This window comes from Virgibacillus kimchii (assembly GCF_055379185.1).
Genome location: NZ_AP043951.1, coordinates 323,111 through 348,750, shown reverse-complemented (window position 1 = coordinate 348,750; position 25,640 = coordinate 323,111). Strand labels below are relative to the sequence as shown.

The following is a 25,640-nucleotide window of genomic DNA, read 5'->3' as shown; positions in this document are numbered from 1 at the left end:
CAGATCACAAAAAACTATGAAGCCATCCTATTCCGATATGCAGATAAGTTCACCAATATTCCGGCTGAAATCATGGTAAACAACAGGGAGGAACCTCCATAACTAATAAATGGGAGTGTGATTCCCGTAATTGGCAGCATGCCGGAAACAGCCCCAAGATTAATAACAGCCTGAAGCGTAATCTGAAACGTTAAGCCGATTGCCAACAGTTTTGGAAACATGTCATCCAAATCTTTGGCAATCGAAAAGCCGCGAAACATCATAAACAGGTACAAAGAAATGACAATCAACAACCCAAATACGCCTATTTCCTCCAGTATTACAGCCATAATAAAATCCGTATGGGCTTCTGGAAGAAACCCTAACTTTTGAACACTTCCGCCCAAACCATTTCCCCACAAACCGCCTGTCGCAATGGCAACATAGGAGTTCACCAGCTGATAGCCGGAGCCCTGGGGATCTTCAAACACATTTAAAAAAGAAGTCAGTCTTTCCAGACGATAAGACGAAGTATATGCAAAGTAACCGAAAGCAAGAAGCGCTCCACTCCCCAACAGAAAGATATGCAGCGGCCTGGCTCCGGAACAGAGGACAATAATTCCGCAAACGAGCAAAATCAGCATGGAAGACCCTAAATCGGGCTGTTGCATGATTAAGAGAAAGGTCAACGCCAGAATCAGCAGCGGAGGTAAGACAGCTTTTGAAAACTGATTAATATAAGATTGTTTTTTTGCAAAAATATATGCAAAATAAATAATCATAAATAATTTCACTGCTTCCACAGGCTGAAACAGGAAAGGGCCTATCGCAATCCACCTCTGTGAGTTGTTCCGTTCTACCCCAATTCCGGGGATAAGTACCAAGACCAGCAGGACAATGGAAATAATTACAAAGATAGGGCTTAATTTACCATATACTTTATAGGGAATAAGAGCTGCAGGAATGAAAAAAAGAACTCCTACGAGCAGCCATTGCAGTTGTCTGAAAAAGAAATGGCTCCCATCATTATATTCCATGGCTCCCAGGGTATAGCTTGAACTATAAACCATCACCAGTCCGAAGCCTGACAATAATAGAATACTTGTAATTAAGGAATAATCCATTCTTTTTATTTTACTTAAAATCATATCGCCCCACCACTAACTTTTAGTATTAAGAAAATGTTTTACAAGCATCTCCCCGGTTGCCGTAGTAGATTCAATCCACTTTCGTCTCTCCAAACATATAACGCTTCGTTCTGGCATGAACACTCATCACCAGTCCCAACGCCATCATATTCGTTAACAAAGCACTTCCCCCATAACTAATAAACGGCAGGGCGAGACCGGTAATTGGCATTAATCCAATCGTCATGGCGATATTTTGAAAGACCTGAAACGCAATTAATCCAACCGTTCCAATGCAAATATAAACACCAAACAGACTGTTCGAATTAACAGCAATCATAATGATTCGATAAATAAGCAGGAAGTATAGGCTGATTAGTATACTAGCTCCAATAAATCCGAATTCTTCACCAATTACAGCAAATATAAAATCGGTATGTGCTTCCGGAACACGTCCGGACTGTACTTGCACCCCTTCATTGAATCCAGTTCCCGACATTTGACCGGATCCGATTCCCCGCATCGCCTGCTGTAATTGATAGCCGTATTCACTGGCATATTCTCCCGGGTTAAGCCAGCCATAAATTCTGCCCAGCTGATGCGGCTTGAAAATGGAAGTGAATACATCATAATGGAATTGATACAAATAGACTAAAAAGGCAGCCAAACTCGCCATTCCGCCTATAAGCAAACCAATCATTTTAATGGATATACTGGAAAAAAGAACTAATGTGATCACAGTCGCTGCAATAATTAACGCAGAACCCAAATCAGGTTGGACAAGGATTAAAGCAAAAGGAATGATGGAAAATAGGATCACTTTTACCGTAGGGGCTATACTATTATTGAACGAACTCCGCATGATCCCCAGTTTACTTAATACCGCAGCTATATAGATAATCAGAAATATCTTCATAAACTCCGATGGCTGCAAATCAAAAAAACCAAGGCTGATCCAGCGCTGTGCACCATTTTTTACCGTACCAAAAAAATGGACAAGTATGAGCAGACCTATACCGATACCATATAGATAGACAGCCCAACGTTTTAATAATTCAAAATCAAATAAAGCAATCCCCGCCATTAAACTCAAGCCAACGACATACCAAAGCACTTGCCTCTTTACAAAATAAAACGGATCAGCGGTTTCGTATTGCCCTGATCCGCTATAAACAGCAAGCAGACTGATAATAAACAAACCTAATAGCGTGGATAATAATATATAATCAATCTTCTGTTCATTTTGCTGGTTCACCACATTGATTTACCTTTCATTATAAAATTTACATTCTGCTGCTGACTGATATAAGCACAATGTGTCTTTACAGCACAGGGCACAATATCGTTGTAAAATTATTATGCTCTGTCGATTATAAGTACTTACTGCAACGGATGGTTCAGTTTCCACCTCTATTAAACTGGCAACTGAAAAGGAACTTCCAGCTCCACAAACATCTATATCAATGCACAATCGTATCATTTTCATCTTACTGTAAAAAACCTATCAATAGTTAGAAATATACAGGTACCTTGTCAAATTGTCAATACAACGGAAGCACTGGTGAGCTTCTGCTGTTACTGTCAAGTGAATTTTCCCTGACTGTTTTTACGTGAAAAAAATAATACGATAATAGAAGCTGCACTGCCTTACATTATTTTTCGTGATTAATCAAATATTATATGGAGATAATAAGCTTTACTCATTCAACTTAAAGGAGAACACAAAATGAAAGATATTTACCGTACAGAAAATGATACTATGGGCAGCATTCTTGTTCCGTCCTATGCTTACTATGGCCCGCAAACACAGCGTGCTGTAGAAAACTTTCAAATCAGCGGATTGACGCTTTCCCGTTCTTTTATTAAAGCGCAGGGTATCATCAAGTCAACAGCTGCCTCCGTTAACATGAAACTGGGCATGCTGGAACAGGACATCGGCAAGGCAATAATTGAAGCCGCAGAGGAAGTAGTCAAAGGAAAATGGGATGAGCACTTTGTCGTGGATGTATACCAGGCAGGTGCCGGTACTTCCCAAAACATGAATGCAAATGAAATAATAGCTAATCGTGCCTCTGAAATATTAAGTGGCTCTTTGGATGCCTATTCTGTTCATGCCAATGATCATGTGAATATGGCACAATCAACAAACGACACTTTTCCATCCGCATTACATATGGCAGCAGCAGAAAATATTACAGAAAGGCTCCTCCCTTCTCTTTTCCAATTACAAAAAGAACTGGAAGATAAATCCGAAACTTTTATGCCTATTATAAAAAGTGGCCGAACGCACCTGCATGACGCGGTTCCCATGCAGATGGGACAGGCTTTTTCCGGATATGCAAACACCATCAAATCCGCGCACAAGCAAATTGAAACAAACCTGGAGCAGTTGTATGAAATTGGATTAGGCGGAAATGCGATTGGAACGGTGATCCATACCCATCCACAATATCCCCAGCTAATGGTTGAAGAAATTTCCAACCGCACAGGCCTGCCGTTTCGACAGCCTGAAAATATTTTCAGCTTCATGCAAAACAGAAATGCGGCAATAAATATGATGCTATCGTTAAAGGAGTTAGCCGTTCATCTAATAAAAATCACCGGCGATTTACGACTCCTCGCTTCAGGACCGAGAACAGGACTGGCAGAAATCACACTACCTTCTGTTCAACCCGGTTCAACCATCATGCCTGGAAAAGTAAATCCTGCTATTTTGGAAATGACCCATATGGTATGCTGTCAGGTGATCGGATACGAAACAGCTGTAACCACTGCAGGAATAGGAAGTCAACTCGAAATTAATGTCATGATGCCTGTCATAGCACACACCTTGCTGGATTCTATTGAGCTTCTGGCCAATACCATTCCAACTTTAACGGAAAAATGCATCAGCGGTCTTCAGGTAAATGAAGTTATCTGTAAACAATTTAGTGAATCAACCCTTGCTCTTGTAACCGGACTCAGTCCTATTTTAGGGTATGACCTGGCATCCAAAATCGGAATGGAAGCCGATGAAAAGGATGTTACGATTAAACAGGTACTGCAGGAAAAAAATATGCTGACACCGGAGATGGAGGCAGCACTTGATCCGGACAAATTTATTTAGCGGAGTTCATGCTTTGATTATTTTCACTTCCGTATAAACAGTATTCACGTTTTCCACGCTACCACCGTGACGTAATAACGTTCCTTCCTTATAATAAAAGAAAGATTTAAAGGGAGGAATAACCAAATGGCAAAATCCAAAGCTAAAAAAATACGGCAAAAACTAATGCGGGAAGGCAGACTAAACCCGGAAATCAATCGAAGCCCTATGCAAAACTTGATATGCGCACAGGAAAACCAAAACGAATAAAGACTACTTATATCGGAACAAACATAAAAAGAGTCATTGTCCAGGAAAGTGGAAAAATGATTCTTTTTTTACTTTACCGGAATTCTTTCATTGTGTACCTATGGAGGATGAAGTTATAATCTAAATGGAAATACATCTTGGTGTACGGGGGAATACATATGAATCAAGTAATAAGACAACTGTATGAACAGGACCTCCCTATCGTGGAAGGAATGCAGACGGGAATTGAAGACGATTATGTCATTCGCATATTCGAACGGCTTGCTTCTCCTCCCAATCGCCTGTTTGGCTTATTTGTGGATAACCAGCTTGTCAGTATGGCCGGTTATACTATTTACGCTAAGCATTATGCGATGGTTGGCCGTCTGAGAAGTGATATCCGGTTTAAAGGGAATGGTTACTCCACTAAACTGACTTCTCATGTTTTTAAAGAAGCGAGTAAAGAAAAGAACATAGTATGGGTGGGTGCAAACACACAAGAGCATAATATTCCTGCACAGCGAGTATTGGAAAAAAATCGATTGGATCAACATATTTATCTACATGGAGCTGTCACAGAAGACACTTCCATCATGGAAACAGGCGCTGAACCGTGGCAGCGCATTACGAGCCTGGAACGAAAAAAGAAATGGCTTGAGGAAACGTATATTAAATCGGGCCAGCCCTTCCCATTTGAATGCTATTATCCTTTCCCGGGGTCAAGATATCTTTTCCATGATAAAGACATAGCACAATGGAATTTTTATGAAAATGAGGACCGATCACGATTTCTAATTACAAAAACGGATCAAAAGAAACATCATTATTTGCATGCTGTTTATCCATGGGATGATATTACTTCCCAAAAAGGGCTGTGGGAAACCATCTCCCGAGATTACAGGGATTTTGCTGCACAAAATGAGGAAGAAACTTATATTTGGATGGACCTGACAAAAGAGGAAGCTAAACAGCTGCCAGCCGGTCATGCATTTGAGCTTCCGGATCCATGGATATTGTTCGGAACAAAAACGAAAGCCTGGGGAAATCTCCCTGTTGGTGAAATTCAGGAAAGTTTATAAAATTCATTGATAAAAAGAGATGAGAATCAGATGGGCAAACAGCACAAAACCCATATGAAACGGTAAACTTCATCGGACAACAGCCGCTTCGGGCGATTGGATTTTCTATGTGGCAGGGGCAGCTCCCTGTCATGTAGGCTTTTAAAATTAATCTATATTACTTTTCGGAGATGTGCAGTCTTTCAGGCTTCCCGTAGTATTCAGTGCGCAACGATAAGCATTAGGTATTCACTATGATCAAACCAAAATTTCACTCTGAAAGGGTTCTGATAACACTTCTATGTGACCGTTCAAACCTAAATCTCACTCATAAGGGCTCTGATAATGCTTCTATGTGACCGTTCAAACCAATATTTCACTCTGAAGGGCTCTGATAATGCTTCTATGTGACCGTTCAAACCAATATTTCACTCTGAAGGGCTCTGATAATGCTTCTATGTGACCGTTCAAACCTAAATCTCACTCATAAGGGCTCTGATAATGCTTCTATGTGACCGTTCAAACCAATATTTCACTCTGAAGGGCTCTGATAATGCTTCTATGTGACCGTTCAAACCTAAATCTCACTCTGAAGGGCTCTGATAATGCTTCTATGTGACCGATCAAAACTAAATCCCACTCATAAGGGCTCTGATAATGCTTCTATGTGACCGATCAAACAAAAACCACACTCTGAAGGGCTCTGATAACGCTTCTATGTGACCGATTAAACCTAAATCCCACTCATAAGGGCTCTGATAATGCTTCTATGTGACCGTTCAAACCAATATTTCACTCTGAAGGGTTCTGATAACACTTCTATGTGACCGATTAAACCTAAATCCCACTCATAAGGGCTCTGATAACACTTCTATGTGACCGTTCAAACCTAAATCTCACTCATAAGGGCTCTGATAATGCTTCTATGTGACCGTTCAAACCTAAATCCCACTATGAAGGGCTCTGATAATGCTTCTATGTGACCGTTCAAACCAATATTTCACTCTGAAGGGTTCTGATAACACTTCTATGTGACCGTTCAAACCTAAATCCCACTCATAAGGGCTCTGATAATGCTTCTATGTGACCGTTCAAACCAATTTTTCACTCTGAAGGGCTCTGATAACACTTCTATGTGACCGTTCAAACCAAAATCCCACTCATAAGGGTTCTGATAACACTTCTATGTGACCGTTCAAACCAATATTTCACTCTGAAGGGCTCTGATAATGCTTCTATGTGACCGTTCAAACCAATTTTTCACTCTGAAGGGCTCTGATAACGCTTCTATGTGACCGTTCAAACCTAAATCTCACTCATAAGGGCTCTGATAATGCTTCTATGTGACAGATCAAACAAAAACCACACTCTGAAGGGCTCTCATAATACTATTTTACTCCATCACAAAAAAATCGAAAAAGAGCTCAATCCACATTGGATCAAGCTCTTCCATATCATATATTAATATCCAGCAACTTTTTTCGTCGCATACACTTCCATTACATTATACAATGCACTGCGCTCTTCATCATTTAATGGGATCAGCGGCAACCGTACTCCGCCAACTGATACGCCAATCCGGTTAAGCGCTTCTTTTACTGCGGTTGGATTTGGTGCTGAAAACAGTACCTTCATCATTGGCAGCAACTGTCGGTGCAACGCTGCCGCATGAACAACATCTCCACGCTGAAATGCAGTTGTCATTTCTTTCATTTCATTACCAATAACGTGAGATGCAACGGACACGATCCCTGTTCCGCCAATAGACATGATTGGCAATGTTCCACTATCGTCTCCACTGTAAACGGTAAAATCATCGGATGTTTTACTGATGATTTCCGCTGCAGCATCAAGGTCACCACTTGCTTCTTTGACAGAAACGATATTGTCTATCTCAGATAGTCTGATAATTGTTTCCGGCTCCAGGTTCACGACACTTCTGCCGGGAATATTATAAAGCATCACAGGCAATGAAGTATTATCCGCAATTGTTTTAAAATGCTGATACATCCCTTCCTGTGAAGGTTTGTTATAGTATGGTGTAACAAGCATAACACCATCTACACCGCAAACTTCCGCTTCTCTGGTAAGTTCCGCGGATTCCTTTGTATTATTTGAACCTGTCCCTGCAATTACCGGCACGCGTTTATTGACTGCCTTGACAACAAAATTAAATAATTGCAGTTTTTCTTCATGGGTTAACGTAGGTGATTCACCGGTTGTCCCGCCAACCACGATGCCATCTGAACCATTGGCAATCAGATGATTTACCAAATTTTCCGCAGCGCTGAGATCCAATTCACCATTCCTGTCGAATGGCGTTACCATTGCTGTTAATACACTCCCGAAATTCATTAATCTCACACCCTATTCCTCATATTTTGTTGGTGTGGAGAGCCAAAATAAAAACAACAACGAAAGGCCGCTGTTGCTTAAAGAACAAATTTGTTCTCAGCATGATAGCCCTCCATATAGTCTCCTATATGACAATTCTGCATCTATTAAATAACAGAATCAGCTTCCGGATAATGAGCATCCATCCACTTCGGCAAGTCCCCCTTTCCCCATGATTCAACGGAGCTCATTCTCCTCTTCACAGGTACTGATGGTCTTTGCAACCTCTACCCTTACTTTAAAAAAATTTAAAATAAGATTTATGAACTTGTTATCTACACTGTATCAGAAATAAACAACACAAACAAGCTTTTCTTCCTATTTTCTTTACAAAGATTTCCCCCGCCTGTAAAAATCATCCATTTCCTCTTCAGGCACCAACCCACCACCTGTTGCCCATGCAATATGTGTTGCATTTCCTGTATTTATTTGATTCCTCTCCATATAATCAGAATCGGTAATCTTAAAAGGACCAAGCAATCCTGCTGCAGCAGAAGGTTCAAGGTAGGTTTTTTCACTGTCTGCCAGCATTGATAGTAATGTGAATAATATTGGATCTTCAAAAGTATAGATGCCGCTTACCAATTGTTCGCTGATGCCACTGGCGAAAGTGGAAGGTCTGCCGACAGCAAGTCCATCTGCTTCTGTTCTATTATCCAGGCCAATATCCTGTACACTTATCTTATCTTTTTCCCCGGTTACAAGCCCGGTTAATACAGACGGAGATTGAACAGGTTCTACATAAAAAGCATGGACATGATCCCCAAACACCTGCTTCAAACCAAAAGTAATGCCACCAGGCGCACCACCGACACCACAGGGCAGATAAACAAACAGCGGTTGCTCCTCATTCACTTGTATTCCTTCCCGTTCAAATTGGTGCTTTAAACGTAATGCGGCAGTACTGTAACCGAGAAACAAATGTTGAGAGCTTTCATCGTCCACAAAATATCCCTTTGCATCAGCCAATGTTTCCTTTCTCCCTGTATTGATCGCCTTACTGAAATCTCCTTCAAATTCATATACGTTTGCCCCTTTTTTACGAAGCAAATCTTTTTTCCACTGTTTGGCATCATGTGACATGTACACTGATACCGTAAACCCAAGCTTGGCACTCATGATGCCGATACTTAAGCCCAGATTCCCCGTTGATCCGACCCCAATTCTATACTGAGAAAAAAACTTTTTAAATTCAGGACTGGAAAATGCTTCATAATTTTCCTGTCTTGTAATTAAACCGGCGTCCAATGCCAATTTTTCCGCATAGTACAATACTTCATAAAAGCCGCCTCTTGCTTTAATGGAACCGGCGATGGATAATTCATTATCACATTTAAGAAATAGTCTTCCATCAAACTTTGATTTAAATTTGCTTTCCAACATTGCTTTCATTTCCGGTATTTCTTTTAAAGGTGACTCAATCACCCCGTCTGCTTCCTTCGTTTCCGGAAACTCCTTCATTAAAAAAGGCGCAAATCTTTTCCATAACTTTTCTGCTTCATGGATATCGTCCATACTGAGAGACGACTCGAGTGCATCCACTGATTTTTTGTCCTGGTTTTGCCAAAGAACTGGTGTCTTGTTCATTACAGATTGTAGAATCGGAAATTGCTCCTGATAATTCTCCAGCTTATCCTGTGAAAAAATAATAACGCCTCCCTGTCTATCATTGGCTTAATTAAGTTTACCCGCATTAGCTTTCATGTATTCTTATCGGCATGCTGCTTATTTTCCTGTTTTTGCGCTTTTAATTCTTTTACCCTCACAAATCGCTCCAATTTATCAAGTTCATAAAATAACTCAATAATGCTGCTTGCAATTGGAAATACAACCATCCATTTATCAAATTCGGAACCCTGCAGCTCATCAATCAAATTATTAATTGTGATTTGCATCGCAGCTTTTGTTTCTTTCTGAAGGTCTTTATCCAGGACGATTTTATCTTCAAATAACATTAAAATATTTTCACTGTAATTACTTATTTCATTAACCAGCTTTTTAATCAGAAAAATCTTATTCCCTGAGCTTTCCTCTATGTTTCCAAAATTTTTCTCCACTTGCCTGATCAGTTCTTTTTTCTTAATAAGCACCTGAATCATATGCTTATAAATAACAATGTTTCTGTAAAAACGGATTCGGTTGCGAATAAAAATATTGTTTCTTTCATCATAGATAATTTCAAAATAATCCTTGGCATCATCAATCATGTCTTCCATTTCTTTGTCTTCCGCTTTTACCTGAGGTACACTCATGGTGTTATTTGTACTGACACGCAGGAGAAAATTTGTTTTCTCGCTTGCTTCCTTAATCATTTTGAATAAATTCTTGTCGTGATTAGGCGGGAACACAACCACATTAATAATAAAGGCGGAAAGTACGCCAATCGCAACCAGGGATAAACGCTGGATGACATACATTAATGTGAGCCCCTCTCCCGTTCCAATCATCATGACTACTACAGTTAATGTCGTCAGGCTGACCGTTTTGGTTAACCCCAGACGCACGTTGATCGCAATAGCAAGTACAACCATTGCCCCTACGGACAACGGGTGGGACCCCAGCAGGAAGTACCCTGCCAGCGCGAACGCTAACCCGATACTGTTTGCAATAACAACTTCCTTAATATACGTATAGGACCGCATGATGGAAGGACGCAAGGCAATCACTGCAGCAATTGCCGCAACAATTTCAAGATCCAAATTCAGCATACCGGTGATAATTAATGTTAATGCGACAGCAAGACCTGTTTTTACCATACGCGGCCCAATATTAAATTCCATTTATAGCACCTCTTGGAGGAAAATTATATACCCGGTTAAATAGTATACTTTCCCCGTATTTTAAACGATATTATATATAGTTTCTGCTTCAAATATAGCATCTTTTCTTTTGAACAGATTCACAAGCAAAAAAATGCTATAATTATTTAGAAACAGGGTAGAAGTAATATGATTCATTTATTTGCTCTGCTCATCTATGTATATAATAAGACATAAAGATTAGTCAATCCATTAATACGGATATAAAAACAAAGAAAAATTAAAGCATAGAACAAATCTGCCGGGAGGAGGGGCTACTTATTTTTGAAAAAAGAATCAGGCATTTACAGCGCTACCGGGATATCATTAAAGCTTTATCACGGTACGGGTTTGGCTATTTTGCCATGGAACTGGGGCTGCATGAAATTCTCTCCTTGCCGAGAAGGATTTTTTTTAAAGAGGAAAAAGAGATTAAACAAAAAACGACGGGAGAACGTATTCGTCTATTTATGGAAGAACTCGGCCCCACCTTTGTAAAACTTGGACAGTTTGCAAGTACAAGACCCGATGTATTACCGAAGGACATCATTATCGAGCTTGAAAAGCTGCAAAGCAATGTAGGTCCCTTCCCTTCCAATGAAGCAAAAGAAATTTTGGAAGAAGAACTTGAACAACCTGTGGAAAACCTGTTCTCAGAGTTTCAGGAAGACCCGATTGCCGCTGCCTCCATCGGTCAAGTCCATTATGCCGTGTTAAAGACGGGGGAACCGGTAGCAGTTAAAATTCAACGGCCCAATATCCAGGAAAATGTCAAAACGGACCTGGAAATATTAAGGGATATTGCCGGAATTGCGGAAAGGCGTTTGGAAATTGCTGCCCGTTATAATATTGGGGAAATCATTGATGAATTTGCAAGATCACTGAAAGCAGAATTAAATTATTTAAACGAAGGCAGAAATGCCGATAAAATAAAGGAACAATTTGACAGTGACCCTTATATTCATGTGCCGGAAGTTTTTTGGGATTATACTACAGGGCATATTCTTACAACCGAATTTATTACCGGTACCAAATTGGATAACATCGAAAAGCTTAAAAGAGATGGACATGACCCGAGTCTGGTTGCAGAACATGTCGTGAAAGCCATGTTTCATCAGATATTTATGGAAGGTTTCTTCCACGGTGACCCACATCCAGGCAACATTATGGTTTTGCCAGGAGAAAGAACGGTTTTTATAGATTTCGGCTCTGTTGGAAGACTTACTTCGGAAATGAAAGACAGTCTTTCCATGTTTGTCATTGCTTTAAGAAGGCAGCATAATGACGGTATAATTAAAGCGATCAACCGGATGGGTATGATCCCTGAAGATATCAATATAAATCAATTAAACAAAGATGTGGAAAAACTGAGAGATAAATATTATGACGTTCCTTTAAGCCATGTAAGTCTCGGAGATGCCATCAATGATTTATTCACAGTTGCTTATCAGCACCAAATTCGCATTCCCGCTGACCTTACTCTCCTCGGTAAAGCGCTGCTGACAATGGAAGGTATGGTAGAAAGATTGGATCCGGAGCTAAGTATTATTAAGATGGCCGAACCTTTTGGCAAACAGCTGCTAAGGGAGAGATACCAGCCAAAAAGGATTGCAGAAAATCTTTTAAATGAGCTATTCGAATATCGTGAGCTTCTAAAGGATTTGCCAAAAGATATTCAAGATATAAAATCAGTTGTTAAAAAAGGCAAGATTCGCATGGAAGTTTCTGTACCAAAATTGGAAGAATCCCTTAAAAAAGTGGACAGAATCAGCAACCGGCTTGCCTTTAGCATTGTATTACTCGCCTTCAGCATCATCATGACAGGCTTGATTATCGGTTCCGCCATCGTAAGCCAGGTAAGCCCGATCTGGAACATACCAGTCATCGAAATCGGTTTTATTGTTGCCGCCGGAATGTTCATATGGATTCTGTACGCCATTTTCCGCTCCGGAAGATTTTGAAACAAAGGGACGGTTCTTTTATTAGAGCCGTCCCTTTTATTCTTAAAAAAACAGACTGAATGAACTTTAAAAATTCCTTTCCTCCAAGAATCCAATCATAATAATTTCATTGTTGGACAAAATAATTTTATAAGTTTGGCTCCTCAGCTGAACTTAAGGGCAAAATCCATTACTATTTCCATCATGGAAAGGAAGGTTATAGGTATGAGCAGAAACATTATAAAAATTTTCATCGGTGTTGTTATTTTTACCGGTTCCCTGATTTGGGCATGGACCCCGGGACAAGCCCAGCAGGAAGATATTCCCGAACTGGAAGATGGAGACGAATACGAGGAAAGAATACAAAACCCAGTCTCCAATGTTATTTTGCAGCAGCGGTATCCTGATATCCTTGTGCTCAGTGGAGCTGCGACGGAAAATAATGTCTCTCTTACATTTGATGATGGACCGGATCCAAGGTTTACCCCGCAGATTCTGGAACTGCTGGCAGAGCATGACATTCAAGCTACCTTCTTTGTTACCGGAGCCAGAGCGGAAGCTTACCCGGAACTATTGCAGCAGATGGTTGACGAAGGTCATATTGTGGGTAATCATACTTATGGACATCCAAATCTGGTAGAAGCTACCGAAATGGATATTTTGGAAACTGAAGTACTGCGTACAGAAGAAATTATTAATTCTGTAATAGGGTACCGGCCAAAGCTTTTCCGAGCACCATATGGATTTTTGTATGATGAATTGTTGGTAAAATTGGGTGAGATGGATTATACCGTTACAGGTTGGTCCGTGGACTCCCTTGACTGGCGGGAAGACCCTCCCGAGGATATAGCTTACAACGTCATCAGCAATATTCACCCGGGTGCCATCATTCTTATGCATGATGGAGCCGATGAAACAGGTGATAGAACAAATACAATTGAAGCTCTAAGACAAATTATCCCTTATCTGAAGGAACAGGGATTGAACTTTGAAACCGTACCGGAAATGTTGGGTATCCCGTATCAAAAATAATGCTGTGATCACTAAATGCCTTTCCAGGCAAGTGGAATACCTTCTCGACATTGCTCAATTGTTCACAATTTATCTACAGACTTCTATTTCCTTTTCCATTACAATAAAAGTGGGATTAAAAATATGGAATTGGAGTGGTCTTCCATGGCAAATACTACATTTAAAGCTACTGCAAAATTGCAAGAAGGTGTACAAGTGAAGGTAAAGGCGAGGAATTTTGAAGTGATCATTGATGAACCGAAGAATCTGGGCGGAACGGATACCGGGATGAACCCCGTCGAACTGCTTTTAAGTGCACTTGGATCCTGCCAAGCAATCGTCGCAGCTGTTTATGCCGAAAAATTCGAAATTGAATTTGACGATTTTTGGGTAGAACTGGAAGGTGATCTTGATCCTGATGGCTTCTTGGGAAATCCGGAGATTAAAAAAGGGTATAGTGAAATCCGTTATAATATTCATATCGACACCGATGCACCAAAAGAGAAGGTGGAAGAGTTTGTAGCATTTATTGAAAAGACCTGCCCCGTTGGAGATACAATTGCCAGCAATACACCAATGAAATTAAACAAAATAATTACAAGACAATAGTACAACAATCTGACAATTGTTAAAACGGGTAATTATTCTAACCGATAATAAAAATGAGATAAAGGAGCTACTCCCCCTTTATCTCATTTTATTTACTTAGGATTAATCACGATCTCCACACGGCGATTCCTTTCCTGTCCTTCTTCATTTTTATTGGTAGCAATAGGGTCCGTTTCACCGTAACCTTCTATAGTCGCATTTAGATTGGATACATCGCCATTTTCCTGTAAATATGCCCACACAGCATCCGCGCGCTCTTGTGAGAGTTCCAGATTATAATCCGGATCACCAACATTATCGGTATGACCGTTTATTTCTATTTGTGTCTCTGCTTCCAAGCTCTGCAGGTCTTCCAACAGCTCATCAAGAACCTCTATTGCATCCTCTTTAAGTTCGCTCTCGTCAAAGTCGAATAATAGATCATCAGGCATGTTTATTTTTACTTCCTCATCATCTACAGTTAATCCGACATCTTCAGGCGGCTCAAAGTCAGGTGCTTCCACTTCCATAATCAGTTCCACATATTTTTCACCTTCATCCTCGACAACAAGATCACCCTCAAACTGCTCTCCATTTTCCCCATACACATCAACTACATCATCCCAACTGTTCCTCCCGGGTTCCACACGAATTGGCATATACATTCCTTGATGCAATTTATGGTAAGGGACGCGCAGTTCAAATGTGCCGTCAGGATTTACCCTTGTAAATCCGAAAGAGAATGCATCTATAATACCCGAGGCCTTCCGTAAGTTTCCTCCAACTTGCGTACCCTCCAAAAGATTACTTTTTCCAGTAAAATACAGATATCGATGGTCACTATCCACATCAGCCTCCATCCATATTTCCGTCTCCCCGTAATCATCAGGTTTTTCACTCCAATCAGGTATCTCAATTGGTATGGTGTAAGGCATTTGCAGGTCGACATCAATATAAAACTCTGCTTTCACTGTAAATTCTCCATGCGTATCCGTCACATACACTTGAGGACCGGTTACCTTTTCCAGATTTTCACCATAATGTTCTTTTGTCTGATCATTTCCGGTGTTTAAAGATAGCTTTACAGTTGTGCTTTGACTAATGCCATCAAATATAAAGGAGAATGTGCCATCGTCTTCAATAGTTGCTGCATCTTGAAATGTAATTGAAGCAAAACCGCCATCTGTTACTCCGCTGGAAAAAATCCTGGATCCCGGAAGCAAATTACTATTTCCTTCTATTATAATCTGATCCTCATCCACCATAACTTCTCCCGTAAGCTGTACTTCCAAATCACCAAGCTCATCCAAAGGGGAATTTGTTTCTTCAACTTCCTCCTCAGCTTGCTTAGTTTTATTTTCATCTATTTCATTAATCTCTTCCGCTGAAGCCTCATCCCCATCTTCTTCAATGACAACACTTTCATCCTCCGAACAAGCAGCCAAAACAAACATAACAGCAGCAAGTACAAGTGATTTCCCCGACACAGCTTTCCCCCATCTCACTTACTCTTACCTCCTCTAGATTACCATCAAGTAATATATGATTTTACAAAATCTATGAAACTTCTGATATCTTTATAAATTTTATCCGGCTTTTCTGTGAATGCAGGTGCCTGATAGTCCGGCAGCCATTGAACACCTACAGTCATGACACCTGCTCCCCTGCCAGCTTTAATATCCGCATCACTGTCTCCAATATAAATCGATTCCTCCGGCTTCACCTGGAGTAATTCCATTGCTGTATGTATTCCTTCCGGGTGTGGTTTTGGATTTTTCACTTCATCCCCTGCAATAGTCACATCAAAATATGAAGCAAGATGAAGCATATCCAGAGATATATCCAAACTTTTTCTCCCTTTCCCTGTGACTACACCAAGCTTAAAATTGTTTTCCTGTAATAAAGCCAGTAATGCCTGCATTTCCTGGTTTTCTTTCACTAGCTCAGCGTGACTGTCTGCATACACCCGATAAAAGGTATCCAATACCTTTTCTTTATCTTTATAACGTAACCTGTCCTGAATAATCCCGACTTCCGAAGGTCCAAACATCGCCTTCACATCTTCATCCGTCAGATCCTCACCATCAAATTGCTTGAATACAGTTCGAAAAGAATGATAGATTGTCGGCAGCGTATCCGCAACGGTCCCATCAAAATCAAATATAACTGCTTTCATGCAAATTCATCCTCCTTTTATAACGATTGATTTCCCCTCTCCCATAACCTTTCTACGTGACCTGACTTCAATAGAAAAACATCCGGGTTGCTTAGTTTTTTCCATTCTGCAAAGCCAAACCGCTTATCATAATAATGTAGTAATAAAGACATGATGTTTCCATGTGTGACAATGAGGGTGTTCTCAAAGCCTGCGGCTGCATCTTCAACAGCCCTTATGATTCGTTTCATCGCTTCTTTGCTGGATTCACCCCCCGGATAGGCCAATTCAAAGTCTATGTAAGTCGCCTGCAGCTTATCCAGCCAATCAGGCATATTTCCCGTACTGAGCAGCCGTTCCGATAAACGGCTATCCTCTTCAATTACCAATTTCTTTTCCTCAGCAACCGGTTCAATTGATTGGATCGCCCGCTGAAAAGGGCTGGAAACAATCCGATCTGTTTTTATATCCCTGAAAAAACCAGCAAGCTCCTTTGCCTGCAGTAATCCTTTGTCCGTCAAGGCTGCTTCCGGAGATTGCCCTTCTGCCTGACAATGCCTGACGATATAAATATTTTTTTCCATCAACCAACCTCCTCCCGGTATAATTGATGCTCTTGTATATAATTATAACAACTTTCCGGCAGTAGGTATCTCGGCTCACCGCCACGGGAAAATTCCTCCCTAATATAAGTCGAGCTGATCTCCATGGCAAGACCTTTATCCAACAAATGGAATCTGCCGTCATCATAATTTCGAAGCAATGGAGACTTTGCAATAGTACCGAGCATATCCACTTGATCCCTTGCCATGACAATAAACTGATTGGAACGGATCAGCTGTTCTGCCAGCATCCATTTTCCCTCTGCAATATCCTGGAGGAGATCCGCTCCCATAATAAAGAAAAGTTCCGCTTCCGGCAAAACTGCTTTGAAATGCTCCATAGTATAATAGGAATAGTGCTTTCCCGGCTGTGCAGAAAACTCATACGTATCCACTAAGAATTTGGGGTTGTCCCTTATTGCCAACCGCACCATTTCCTCCCGATGTTTTTCTTCCGTTGCCAGACGCTTATCCCTTCTTTTATCAGAAGATGGCAGGAAAATAATATAATCCAGTCTTTTACGGTGAGCGACAGTAGAGGCTGTCCATAAATGTACATTTGTAATTGGATCAAAAGAAGAACCGTAAACGCCGACCTTTGCCCCTTTACGAAGCAATGAATGAAAACTTTTTCCCGGGTTTAAGTCCCGGAAATATTCCATCGTCTCCTCACTCATCACCGACCATCTCCTTCACCTTGCTTCTAACAAAGTGAATATAATCCATTTTATTATTCCACGTTTTTTCACTCAAATCCACCGGATATTCTTCCGGATTAACGGTCCGCTTGTACTCTTCCCACAATAAGTTTAATTGTTGGTTTGCATAGGTCTGCATATCTGCAAGCTCAGGACTTTCATAGACCAGCTTACCGTCCCTGTAAATGTCATGGTGCAGGTTCACTGCTTCAAAGTTGGTGACGAACTTGCTGATATACGTATGAATCGGATGGAACATTTTCAGCCTTTCTTCCTTATCCGGCTGTTCATCCTCGAGTGTAATATAATCGCCTTCCGACTTACCGTTTACCTGATTAATAATACGGTACACTTTTTTCAGCCCTGGAGTGGTTACTTTTTCCGGATTGCTGGATAGTTTAATCGTATCTTCCATTTCCCCTTTTTCATTCTCTATCGCCGCCAACTTATAGACGGCTCCGAGCGCAGGCTGATCATAAGCTGTAATGAGCTTTGTGCCGATACCCCACACATCAATTTGTGCACCTTGTGCTTTTAAACTCATGATCGTTGATTCATCCAAATCGCTCGATGCATATATTTTAGCTTCAGTAAACCCTGCTTCATCCAGCATTTTTCTCGCTTCTTTTGACAAAAATGCCAAATCCCCGCTATCCAGCCGTACACCAAGGAAATTAATTTCATCTCCAAATTCCTTTGCAACCGCAATCGCGTTGGGCATACCTGTTTTTAACGTATCATAAGTATCTACAAGAAAAACACAATCTTTATGGCTTTTCGCATATCTTCTGAATGCCTGTTTTTCCCGTCTGTACGCCTGAATCATCGAATGAGCATGGGTGCCGGCCGGTGGTATTCCAAATAACTTGGCGGCCCTTACATTACTTGTCGCATCGAAACCGCCAATATAGGCTGCCCGCGCTCCCCATAGCGCCGCGTCCATTTCCTGCGCCCGTCTTGTTCCAAATTCCATTACTGTCTGATCCTTTACGATCTGTTTAATCCTCGAAGCCTTCGTAGCAATCAATGTTTGGTAATTGACTATATTAAGAAGTGCTGTTTCCAGCAATTGCGCTTCAGCCAGGTTTGCTTCCACCCGAAGCATGGGCACGTTTTCAAAAACGATTTCTCCTTCCCGTAACGCCCGTATGTTTCCGGAAAACTCCAATGTCCGGAGATACTCAATAAATGCCTCCTCATAACCCAATTCTTCTTTTAAATAGGTTAAATCGGTTTCACTAAAACGGAGACCCTGAACATATTCAATGACTTTTTCCAATCCGGCAAACACAGCATAGCCGTTACCAAACGGTTTTTTTCTGAAATACAAATCAAAAACCGCCCGCCGGTTGTGAATCCCATCATCCCAATATGTTTTTGCCATATTAATCTGATATAAATCCGTATGTAAGGCAAAACTGTCATCATTAAAACGCATGATCAAACCTCCCTCTATATAATTAAAATATCTTCAAAATGCTCTTGTTTTCTTAGAATTTCATAAACATCCACTTTGGAATGTGTTGGAGCTAATCCTTTATAACACGGAATACAGAATATTCTTACTGGGGTATATCCATCCTATCAGCCAAATTGTGAACATTTGGTGCTTAAATGGTATGACCATGCTTCATTCTCCACGCTTCTTATGGTCGCTTACCCTCCCATGTATCACGGGATGTTATCCACACATTCCCTCGTCCTGCGTATCCACAAGGTGGAGGTCGGATATGCTCCTTAGCTGGGTCATATGCCCGAATGGTTTAAATAAGCTCCGACTCTGCATTGTTGGTGTTTGTTTAATTCCAGAATTCCAAGTGCATTTATCCATCCATTTTGTTCATAAAGCTTAAGCAGCCTGTAATGATTCTATTTGAGGTAAACCTTTTAGTAACTTGCTTCCATCAAATTCACATTGTTTCTTGCCTATGGTGAACATAACGCGTATTAATTTCCCGCATAACGCAATAAGTGATTGCTGTTTCTTTAACGGATTATTGGGGCGGGTAGTGTAATACCTGTGCAGTGCCTTAAACGTCGGGTTACTTGCCACTAGGGGGCGTACAGCCAGATACAGGGCTTTTCGCAACTTTTTTCTGCCACGTTTTGTGATTTTCGTTTGTCCTTTCAATCTCCCGGAGCTGTGTTCCCGTAACGTTAAGCCCGCCATGTTTACCAATTGTTGTGGGTGATCATACTTGGTGAGATCCCCTACTTCAGAAAAGAACGTGGCAACGGTTATGGCACCAAGCCCCTTAATATTTATCAATTCCTCAGCACCCGGTATATCTTTCAATAGCTCTGTGATTTCCTCATCCAACTCTGTTAACTGATTTTGATACAGCTCATACTGGTCTAAAAGGCTGTGTAGTTCTTTTCTTGCGAACCTGAGCCCAATTTCAATGCCAATGCTCTTCTGTGCTTTCTTGACTAATTTCCTTGCCCGTTCTATACCCATGCCGCGTTTGATAACGGTTTTCCACGCTGCCAGCACTTCTTCCGGAGTCATTTGACGGATTTCATAAGGGAACGGGAACTCGCGCAGTGTGAATAACGCTGTCTTACCGGACCAGTCTTTAAAGACGTCATCAAATTCCGGAAAGTACCGCTGAATATGATTCTGAACGCGACCTTCGATGATCATCAGCTGCTTGATGAGTTGATCTCTTAATTTGATCCCTTCCCGTAATTCGGCATAAATGCCGTCGAGAAGATTTGGTACGGAGTATCTCCCATCTTTCACAAGCTGTGCAATAACGCGCGCATCTTTGGTGTCATTTTTCGTTGGTGAGTTGTCATCAAGTTCTTTGGACTTCTTAACGTGCATTGGATTTACCACCACAAAGCGAATGTCTTTGGCTTTTAGATAGTAAGCCAAACCAAGCCAAAAGTGTCCGGTTGGTTCTGCGCCAACAATCACTTCGCTTTTGTTGTTTTTCTCCTGCAATCTGGAAATCCAGTCTAAAAGCTGTTGAAAGCCATGTATGCGATTGTCAAAGACCAATTTCTTACCCAATTCCACGCCCCGATCATCCTGGGCACGTGCCACATGTTGATCCATGGCAATATCGATTCCTACTATCAATGTGGATGGTGTGATTTGCGCTAATTTAAGATTTTGATTATAATTCATTACGAGTCCTCCTTGGTATTTATTTAATTTCGGGGTCAATACATTGACACCCTGTACTATACCAAGAGGGCTCATTTTTGTTCAAACCTCAAATTTCTTCATTACAGGAATGCTCCTTAAGACTTGTATCATCACAAATTACTGTTATTATACATTATTCCTCCCTATTGCAACACCGTTACGGTTTTGCTGCTGCATTTCCCTAAAATAATACAAACTAAGCAAAAACCTGAACGGTCTACTATCATTTCCCAAAACAATTCAAACAATATCCCAAAAGTACTCTATTTCAGGAGCTCCTTCTCTCGTACAAAATTAATAAAGCCACTGCTTAGCAAAGGGTTGATGTGCTAAGCAGTGGCTTTATGCTCTATTTTCCCATAGGAAATAATATTTTCCAATATAAATGACCGGACGTGCTTTCTGTAATAGCAAAAAGCGAGCAAGCTTTTATCTTCGAAGCGGATGACCTTAATAACACGCTGGGTCAAAACCCCATTCCCGTCCAAGTAATAGATCATAACCTTTTCTTTATTTTCTATCGATTTAATAAAAAATGTGTACATCATACCCCTCCTGATGAAGAATGTTCGATCTAATTATACAAGAACAAGTGTTCTTAATCAACTAATAATAAATTATTGAATATGGAACGTCAGCCAAACTGACACTCTACATTAAATTAAGAAGAAAAAGCCGTCACATGTGAGAGAGGTAACAAAACTGTAATACTTGTTAAATAACAACCTAATTTTACTTTTCAACCCAGGATATGCCAGTTTTTTCTTTGTGTAAAAAATTTCCTCACCTACAATAAATCCAAGTAGTTCATAGGTGTATATTCCCTTCTCCCGAATTACCATTTTTTAGTTAATGCAGGATTATATTACATTTATTAATCTATTAACTAAGAAATATTGGGGAGGTTATCAAATTGAATAAATTACTGCTGACAACAATGCTTGCATTGAGCTTAGTCATATTTCCAACAAGTGCAGATGCTGCTTCCTATACCGTACAGCAAGGTGATACTTTTCCTTCCATTGCTAAAGAACATGGTGTATCACTTAAAAATCTGCAAATTGCCAACAAACGCACAGGTAACCATTTAGAAGCAGGGGAATCCATTAATATTCCAAATTCCCTTACCCATCAGGAAAAGGAATTAATGGCAAAAATGGTGCATGCAGAAGCAAAGGGTGAACCATATGCAGGAAAAGTCGCTGTAGCTACCGTTATTTTAAATCGTGTCGACTCTCCTGATTTTCCCGATACGGTAAGTGGTGTTATTTATGAAAAAGTAGCAGGACATTATGCCTTTACACCTGTACAGAATGGAACTTTATATGAAGGTTATGCAGATGAGGATATGAAAGCTGTTGAGGAAGCGGAGGCGTTTCGAGGGCAAGGAAACGGGTCCTTGTATTTCTATAACCCGGACAAAGTAGACAGTGACTGGGTTCTTACGCGCGACACCATCTTAAAAATCGGCGGTCACCGCTTTGCAAAATAAACTAATCAGTTAAACGAGTTTCTGTACAGTAAAAGACAAACATTGAAAAGCAGGAATTCATTTCTGTTAATAAAAAAGCTGAAACCCTAATACTATGGTGGGTTTCAGCTTATTTCTATTTAATGGATATTGGTGATGGCACGCATAGGATCATAAGGCGTTAAATCAATTTGCATCTCTTTTTCCATGGCGAGAGATGCAGCCAGCGAACCTGCATAAGGTCCCATCGTGAGTCCCGACGCACCGAGCCCATTTGCGAGAATTAAATTTCTATACGGCTTTACAAAGCCGAGTAAGGGCGCCATATCCGGTCCCATCGGGCGAAAACCTACCCTGATTTCTTCTACGGTCCCATTTTTCAGATCGGGAGAAACGGTTAACGCTTCATTAATCACTTCGGCCATCCCGCCGGCTGTAATTCGGTAATCAAAACCCGAACCCTTTTCCCGCGTTGCTCCCACCACTACTCTTGAATCGTCAAAAGCAAGCATATAATGTCCTTTTTGCGGTACCAGCAATGGCCAATCAGATGTATCTGTACCCGGTAATGTGAGATGAACAATTTGTCCCCGTTGCGGCATCACTTTTAATTGCAGACCCAGCCCATGCAATAATGCTGGCGCCCAGGCACCTCCTGTCGCGATAACGGAATCGGCATAAAAGGTTTCTCCGTTCACGTTAACACCTTTTATGCTATCCCCATCTCTAATCAATTCAGCTTCTCCTTCAATGAGAGTGGCACCATTTTTTTCAGCGGCACGCTTTAAAGCATCTCTGAGCAGACGGCCATCCACCCGGGCACCACCGGAAACATATACTGCTTCAAAATCCGGATTTAACGGAGGGTATAATTCCTTTGCCTCCGGCCCGCTCAGCCTCTGAAAAGTCCCCATCTCCGGCGCTTCCTTATATTTTTCTTCCAGGTTATACATCATTCTGTCCATTTCTTCCGGATTCAAACTGACACCCAGCGCACCTACTTTTTTATACCCTGTCTCGTTTTCCCCATCTTCTTTTAACTGTGCGATCAATTCCGGATAATATTTTGCTCCCATTCTGGCCATCCGGTACCAGTCCTGATTGTTTGTTTTCGACATCCACGGACAAACAATACCTGCTCCCGCGTCTGTTGCATTTCCTTTATGATGTTTATCCACCAGCACAACGTCCATATTTTGTTTAACGAGATGATAGGCAGCACTGGCGCCAACAATCCCACTCCCAATGATCACTACTTTCATGAAGTCACATCCTTTTTCTATCTATCTATATTGTTTTTTCTGCACAATGATATATATTCTTGTATATCCCATTTAGAGGACCAAAGGTATCAACAGCTTCTCTTACGAATTCAGATAAGATCCGATTTAAAAATATGAAAGCGTCCAAACAATTACAGATAACCCGAATACAATAATTCTATAATAAGTGTCTATACTGCTACAAATGTTATGGAGGTAAAGTTATGTCTAAACAATTAATGTCAGAATTAGATAGATATAAGATCAATCATACCGCTTCAGGAATACTGTTGGTTGGTGCTATCCTGCTTCTTATTGGCTTAGGCCTTTCATTTCTCGTAACCAAAGATGAACTTGCCGAAAAATTGACGGAATTCAGTAACCAAAATATAGGACCTGCAGGGGTTCTATAGTATACAATAGTTTTACCATTAAAAGAAAAGTAATGATCATGTGTATGGAATTGGTATTGATTTTATTCGACCGGGCGATCATCGGGGCAAAATAAACATCATTCCTATTCCCAACTGCATGTGTTCTTTCTTATCTCCATCAAAAAAGGGATGGCCCCCCATCCTTTTTCCTTGTTTATTCGATAAATATGCAGGTGCCTCCTTCTTGTTTACCAAATAAGTTCGCTTGTAACTTTACATCCAAAAATCACTTTCTTCCCAGAAACCAGGAAAGGAGAGGAAAGGGAAGTAAAACAATTAAAATGCATACCATTTAATCCCCCTGCTGGCATACATATTTTCCTGATTTTGGTTCCTTTATTAATCATCTTAGCCTCATTATTGTTTGTCGTCCCTTTGTTTCAAAGAAACGAAGAATAACACACCATCTAAATGAATAAAAGAGTGTTTTCTGAATGGGACCGGCCCTGGCAGACAGATCTTGAGGGTAACAGGCAAAAGCTGAAAGCGACTCTAATTCAGCTTTATAATAATCAGCTAATGACGACTACTTCATACCCCATCTTGTTGTATTACAAAATTATCTTATAGAAGCATTACGCTTCAGGTTGATTAGTAATAAAATCAGGGGTACAGGAAATAACACGATTGTATACACGTAAACAATAATCGTATTTTCCACACGTAAATGATTTACGTTCAAATATATGACAAATACCAAAACTATGATTGTAAAAAGAGTATAAACGAACCGTTTGTATTTTTTAGAAGCGGAAGTTGTACTTAATTCATATGCCAACCGGAAGTATAGGCAGCAGCGGATATATGTACCAAAACCATTTAATATCATGCCGTAAACATCAAACCGGTCCAGAAAGCCCAAATTAATAATCCGCACAATTTCCTGAGCAGGGTATAACATATTTTCAGCTTGGCCCAGCCCGAAGATTGTAATAACACCCGTTGTTGTAGATAACATCATTAGGGCATTTATTAAGATTCCTATGGACCATAACAGAAACAGGCCTCTCTCTTTTGAATTCTCGAGAGGCAGGAATAAAAGAAAAATTAACTCCACCCATATACTGATAATGATTAACGTTCCTATTAAAACAGGACTCCAACCAAATTCCATTATGGGTTTCAAATTGGCCCATTCCTTTAGCTGGGAATCCAAAAGTGTAATCGTGTTCCCCGTCGTCATTGCTATAAAGGCCAACACACCGGCAGTTAAAGCTATTGGCTTAATCCCCTTGAGAGAACCGTATAATAAGAAAATCAAAAACCAGATAATGAGAACTACTGGAGGTGTGTCAGGGAGAAACAAAATATGGACAAAATCAATAAAAGTGGAAAAGGAGACAATCGTTATAAACAGAAAATAACATATAAATATAAATATCAATGTCTTCCCTAATTTTTTCCCGAGGATTCCTGTAAAAATTTCCTTTACATTTTTATCTTTATATTTCACTTTAATAAAATAAATGGAAAGCGCATATATGAATGCAAAAGGAAGGGACAAGAATATAGATATCCATGCATCCCTTCCGGCTACATCGATCATTAAAGGCAGAATGACAACATGCCCTAGAATAGGCAACGTCAATATTATTAAAAATAGCGTTTCCCATTTTGAAAGCATGCAAATTCTCC

The 25,640-nt window shown here is 40.5% G+C and carries 21 protein-coding genes, 1 pseudogene and 1 riboswitch; of the genes and pseudogenes, 8 read left to right on the top strand and 14 right to left on the bottom strand.

Annotation, left to right across the window (positions count from 1 at the left end; genetic code table 11):
* Positions 1-14: 14 nt before the first annotated feature.
* Both ftsW and rodA read right to left on the bottom strand, forming a co-directional pair.
* Positions 15-1,127 carry a putative lipid II flippase FtsW gene (ftsW, locus tag ACZ42C_RS01870; protein WP_461180979.1) on the bottom strand — a complete coding sequence of 371 codons (1,113 nt, stop codon included), beginning with the start codon at positions 1,125-1,127 and terminating at the stop codon, positions 15-17.
* A 70-nt stretch (positions 1,128-1,197) separates the two neighbouring features.
* A complete protein-coding gene (gene rodA / locus ACZ42C_RS01865; RefSeq protein ID WP_461180980.1) occupies positions 1,198-2,364 on the bottom strand; it encodes a rod shape-determining protein RodA in 1,167 nt (388 codons plus the stop codon).
* Positions 2,365-2,832: 468 nt separating this feature from the next.
* On the opposite strand from rodA, the gene ACZ42C_RS01860 reads away from it, so the two are divergent.
* From ACZ42C_RS01860 to ACZ42C_RS01850, 3 genes and pseudogenes are all read left to right on the top strand, one after another.
* Complete coding sequence (locus ACZ42C_RS01860) at positions 2,833-4,212, top strand: class II fumarate hydratase (RefSeq protein WP_461180981.1); 1,380 nt, start codon at positions 2,833-2,835, stop codon at positions 4,210-4,212.
* A 126-nt stretch (positions 4,213-4,338) separates the two neighbouring features.
* Positions 4,339-4,585, top strand: a pseudogene (locus tag ACZ42C_RS01855) (hypothetical protein).
* A 34-nt stretch (positions 4,586-4,619) separates the two neighbouring features.
* Positions 4,620-5,519: a GNAT family N-acetyltransferase gene (locus tag ACZ42C_RS01850; protein WP_461180982.1), complete on the top strand. Its 900-nt coding sequence runs from the start codon at positions 4,620-4,622 to the stop codon at positions 5,517-5,519.
* A gap of 1,440 nt (positions 5,520-6,959) precedes the next feature.
* Here the strand turns inward: ACZ42C_RS01850 and dapA are convergent.
* From dapA to ACZ42C_RS01835, 3 genes are all read right to left on the bottom strand, one after another.
* Positions 6,960-7,853: a 4-hydroxy-tetrahydrodipicolinate synthase gene (gene dapA / locus ACZ42C_RS01845; RefSeq protein ID WP_461180983.1), complete on the bottom strand. Its 894-nt coding sequence runs from the start codon at positions 7,851-7,853 to the stop codon at positions 6,960-6,962.
* Positions 7,854-7,950: 97 nt separating this feature from the next.
* Positions 7,951-8,130, bottom strand: a riboswitch (Lysine riboswitch).
* An 89-nt stretch (positions 8,131-8,219) separates the two neighbouring features.
* Positions 8,220-9,542, bottom strand: coding sequence for a D-serine ammonia-lyase (locus ACZ42C_RS01840; protein ID WP_461180995.1), 1,323 nt, complete (start codon positions 9,540-9,542; stop codon positions 8,220-8,222).
* A gap of 50 nt (positions 9,543-9,592) precedes the next feature.
* On the bottom strand, positions 9,593-10,672 hold the full coding sequence (locus ACZ42C_RS01835; protein WP_461180984.1) for an FUSC family protein: 1,080 nt from the start codon (positions 10,670-10,672) through the stop codon (positions 9,593-9,595).
* A gap of 383 nt (positions 10,673-11,055) precedes the next feature.
* On the opposite strand from ACZ42C_RS01835, the gene ACZ42C_RS01830 reads away from it, so the two are divergent.
* The 3 genes from ACZ42C_RS01830 to ACZ42C_RS01820 all read left to right on the top strand — a co-directional run bounded on the left by ACZ42C_RS01830 (position 11,056) and on the right by ACZ42C_RS01820 (position 14,250).
* Positions 11,056-12,651, top strand: a complete 1,596-nt coding sequence (locus ACZ42C_RS01830) for an ABC1 kinase family protein (protein WP_461180985.1) — start codon at positions 11,056-11,058, stop codon at positions 12,649-12,651.
* Between the two features lie 204 nt (positions 12,652-12,855).
* Positions 12,856-13,662 carry a polysaccharide deacetylase family protein gene (locus ACZ42C_RS01825; protein WP_461180986.1) on the top strand — a complete coding sequence of 269 codons (807 nt, stop codon included), beginning with the start codon at positions 12,856-12,858 and terminating at the stop codon, positions 13,660-13,662.
* A gap of 144 nt (positions 13,663-13,806) precedes the next feature.
* Entirely contained in the window at positions 13,807-14,250 is a 444-nt protein-coding gene (locus ACZ42C_RS01820; protein WP_461180987.1) for an OsmC family protein, read from the top strand.
* A 92-nt stretch (positions 14,251-14,342) separates the two neighbouring features.
* Here the strand turns inward: ACZ42C_RS01820 and ACZ42C_RS01815 are convergent, their stop codons facing one another.
* From ACZ42C_RS01815 to ACZ42C_RS01785, 7 genes are all read right to left on the bottom strand, one after another.
* Positions 14,343-15,734: an OmpA family protein gene (locus ACZ42C_RS01815; RefSeq protein ID WP_461180988.1), complete on the bottom strand. Its 1,392-nt coding sequence runs from the start codon at positions 15,732-15,734 to the stop codon at positions 14,343-14,345.
* 26 nt (positions 15,735-15,760) lie between these two features.
* Complete coding sequence (locus ACZ42C_RS01810) at positions 15,761-16,405, bottom strand: HAD family hydrolase (RefSeq protein WP_461180989.1); 645 nt, start codon at positions 16,403-16,405, stop codon at positions 15,761-15,763.
* A 17-nt stretch (positions 16,406-16,422) separates the two neighbouring features.
* Positions 16,423-16,968: a histidine phosphatase family protein gene (locus tag ACZ42C_RS01805; protein WP_461180990.1), complete on the bottom strand. Its 546-nt coding sequence runs from the start codon at positions 16,966-16,968 to the stop codon at positions 16,423-16,425.
* Positions 16,968-17,663 carry a nicotinate (nicotinamide) nucleotide adenylyltransferase gene (nadD, locus tag ACZ42C_RS01800; protein ID WP_461180991.1) on the bottom strand — a complete coding sequence of 232 codons (696 nt, stop codon included), beginning with the start codon at positions 17,661-17,663 and terminating at the stop codon, positions 16,968-16,970. The genes ACZ42C_RS01805 and nadD overlap by 1 nt, the downstream gene beginning before the upstream one ends.
* Entirely contained in the window at positions 17,656-19,122 is a 1,467-nt protein-coding gene (locus ACZ42C_RS01795) for a nicotinate phosphoribosyltransferase (RefSeq protein ID WP_461180992.1), read from the bottom strand. The genes nadD and ACZ42C_RS01795 overlap by 8 nt, the downstream gene beginning before the upstream one ends.
* A 411-nt stretch (positions 19,123-19,533) precedes the next feature.
* Positions 19,534-20,817, bottom strand: a complete 1,284-nt coding sequence (locus ACZ42C_RS01790; protein WP_464891317.1) for an IS110 family RNA-guided transposase — start codon at positions 20,815-20,817, stop codon at positions 19,534-19,536.
* A gap of 350 nt (positions 20,818-21,167) precedes the next feature.
* The gene (locus ACZ42C_RS01785) at positions 21,168-21,386 is read right to left on the bottom strand and encodes a hypothetical protein (RefSeq protein WP_464891316.1); all 219 of its coding nucleotides are present in this window, start codon (positions 21,384-21,386) and stop codon (positions 21,168-21,170) included.
* 359 nt (positions 21,387-21,745) lie between these two features.
* On the opposite strand from ACZ42C_RS01785, the gene ACZ42C_RS01780 reads away from it, so the two are divergent.
* Entirely contained in the window at positions 21,746-22,330 is a 585-nt protein-coding gene (locus ACZ42C_RS01780; protein WP_461183226.1) for a cell wall hydrolase, read from the top strand.
* A gap of 119 nt (positions 22,331-22,449) precedes the next feature.
* On the opposite strand, the gene ACZ42C_RS01775 is transcribed toward ACZ42C_RS01780, so the two are convergent.
* Positions 22,450-23,571: an NAD(P)/FAD-dependent oxidoreductase gene (locus tag ACZ42C_RS01775; protein ID WP_461183203.1), complete on the bottom strand. Its 1,122-nt coding sequence runs from the start codon at positions 23,569-23,571 to the stop codon at positions 22,450-22,452.
* Between the two features lie 224 nt (positions 23,572-23,795).
* Here ACZ42C_RS01775 and ACZ42C_RS01770 point away from each other — a divergent pair, with 224 nt between their 5' ends.
* Positions 23,796-23,984, top strand: coding sequence for a hypothetical protein (locus tag ACZ42C_RS01770; protein ID WP_461183204.1), 189 nt, complete (start codon positions 23,796-23,798; stop codon positions 23,982-23,984).
* A gap of 580 nt (positions 23,985-24,564) precedes the next feature.
* Here the strand turns inward: ACZ42C_RS01770 and ACZ42C_RS01765 are convergent.
* Complete coding sequence (locus tag ACZ42C_RS01765; protein WP_461183205.1) at positions 24,565-25,629, bottom strand: GerAB/ArcD/ProY family transporter; 1,065 nt, start codon at positions 25,627-25,629, stop codon at positions 24,565-24,567.
* Positions 25,630-25,640: the final 11 nt, after the last annotated feature.

Coding starts and splice junctions, on each gene's coding strand:
- ACZ42C_RS01775 (WP_461183203.1), bottom strand. CDS start 23,571: ATGAAAGTAGTGATCATTGGGAGTGGGATTGTTGGCGCCAGTGCTGCC.
- ACZ42C_RS01790 (WP_464891317.1), bottom strand. CDS start 20,817: ATGAATTATAATCAAAATCTTAAATTAGCGCAAATCACACCATCCACA.
- ACZ42C_RS01825 (WP_461180986.1), top strand. CDS start 12,856: ATGAGCAGAAACATTATAAAAATTTTCATCGGTGTTGTTATTTTTACC.
- ACZ42C_RS01810 (WP_461180989.1), bottom strand. CDS start 16,405: ATGAAAGCAGTTATATTTGATTTTGATGGGACCGTTGCGGATACGCTG.
- ACZ42C_RS01830 (WP_461180985.1), top strand. CDS start 11,056: ATGGAACTGGGGCTGCATGAAATTCTCTCCTTGCCGAGAAGGATTTTT.
- ACZ42C_RS01835 (WP_461180984.1), bottom strand. CDS start 10,672: ATGGAATTTAATATTGGGCCGCGTATGGTAAAAACAGGTCTTGCTGTC.
- nadD (WP_461180991.1), bottom strand. CDS start 17,663: ATGAGTGAGGAGACGATGGAATATTTCCGGGACTTAAACCCGGGAAAA.
- ACZ42C_RS01850 (WP_461180982.1), top strand. CDS start 4,620: ATGAATCAAGTAATAAGACAACTGTATGAACAGGACCTCCCTATCGTG.
- ACZ42C_RS01805 (WP_461180990.1), bottom strand. CDS start 16,968: ATGGAAAAAAATATTTATATCGTCAGGCATTGTCAGGCAGAAGGGCAA.
- ACZ42C_RS01795 (WP_461180992.1), bottom strand. CDS start 19,122: ATGCGTTTTAATGATGACAGTTTTGCCTTACATACGGATTTATATCAG.
- ACZ42C_RS01820 (WP_461180987.1), top strand. CDS start 13,807: ATGGCAAATACTACATTTAAAGCTACTGCAAAATTGCAAGAAGGTGTA.
- dapA (WP_461180983.1), bottom strand. CDS start 7,853: ATGAATTTCGGGAGTGTATTAACAGCAATGGTAACGCCATTCGACAGG.
- ACZ42C_RS01860 (WP_461180981.1), top strand. CDS start 2,833: ATGAAAGATATTTACCGTACAGAAAATGATACTATGGGCAGCATTCTT.
- ACZ42C_RS01770 (WP_461183204.1), top strand. CDS start 23,796: ATGTCTAAACAATTAATGTCAGAATTAGATAGATATAAGATCAATCAT.
- ACZ42C_RS01765 (WP_461183205.1), bottom strand. CDS start 25,629: ATGCTTTCAAAATGGGAAACGCTATTTTTAATAATATTGACGTTGCCT.
- ACZ42C_RS01785 (WP_464891316.1), bottom strand. CDS start 21,386: ATGATGTACACATTTTTTATTAAATCGATAGAAAATAAAGAAAAGGTT.
- ftsW (WP_461180979.1), bottom strand. CDS start 1,127: ATGATTTTAAGTAAAATAAAAAGAATGGATTATTCCTTAATTACAAGT.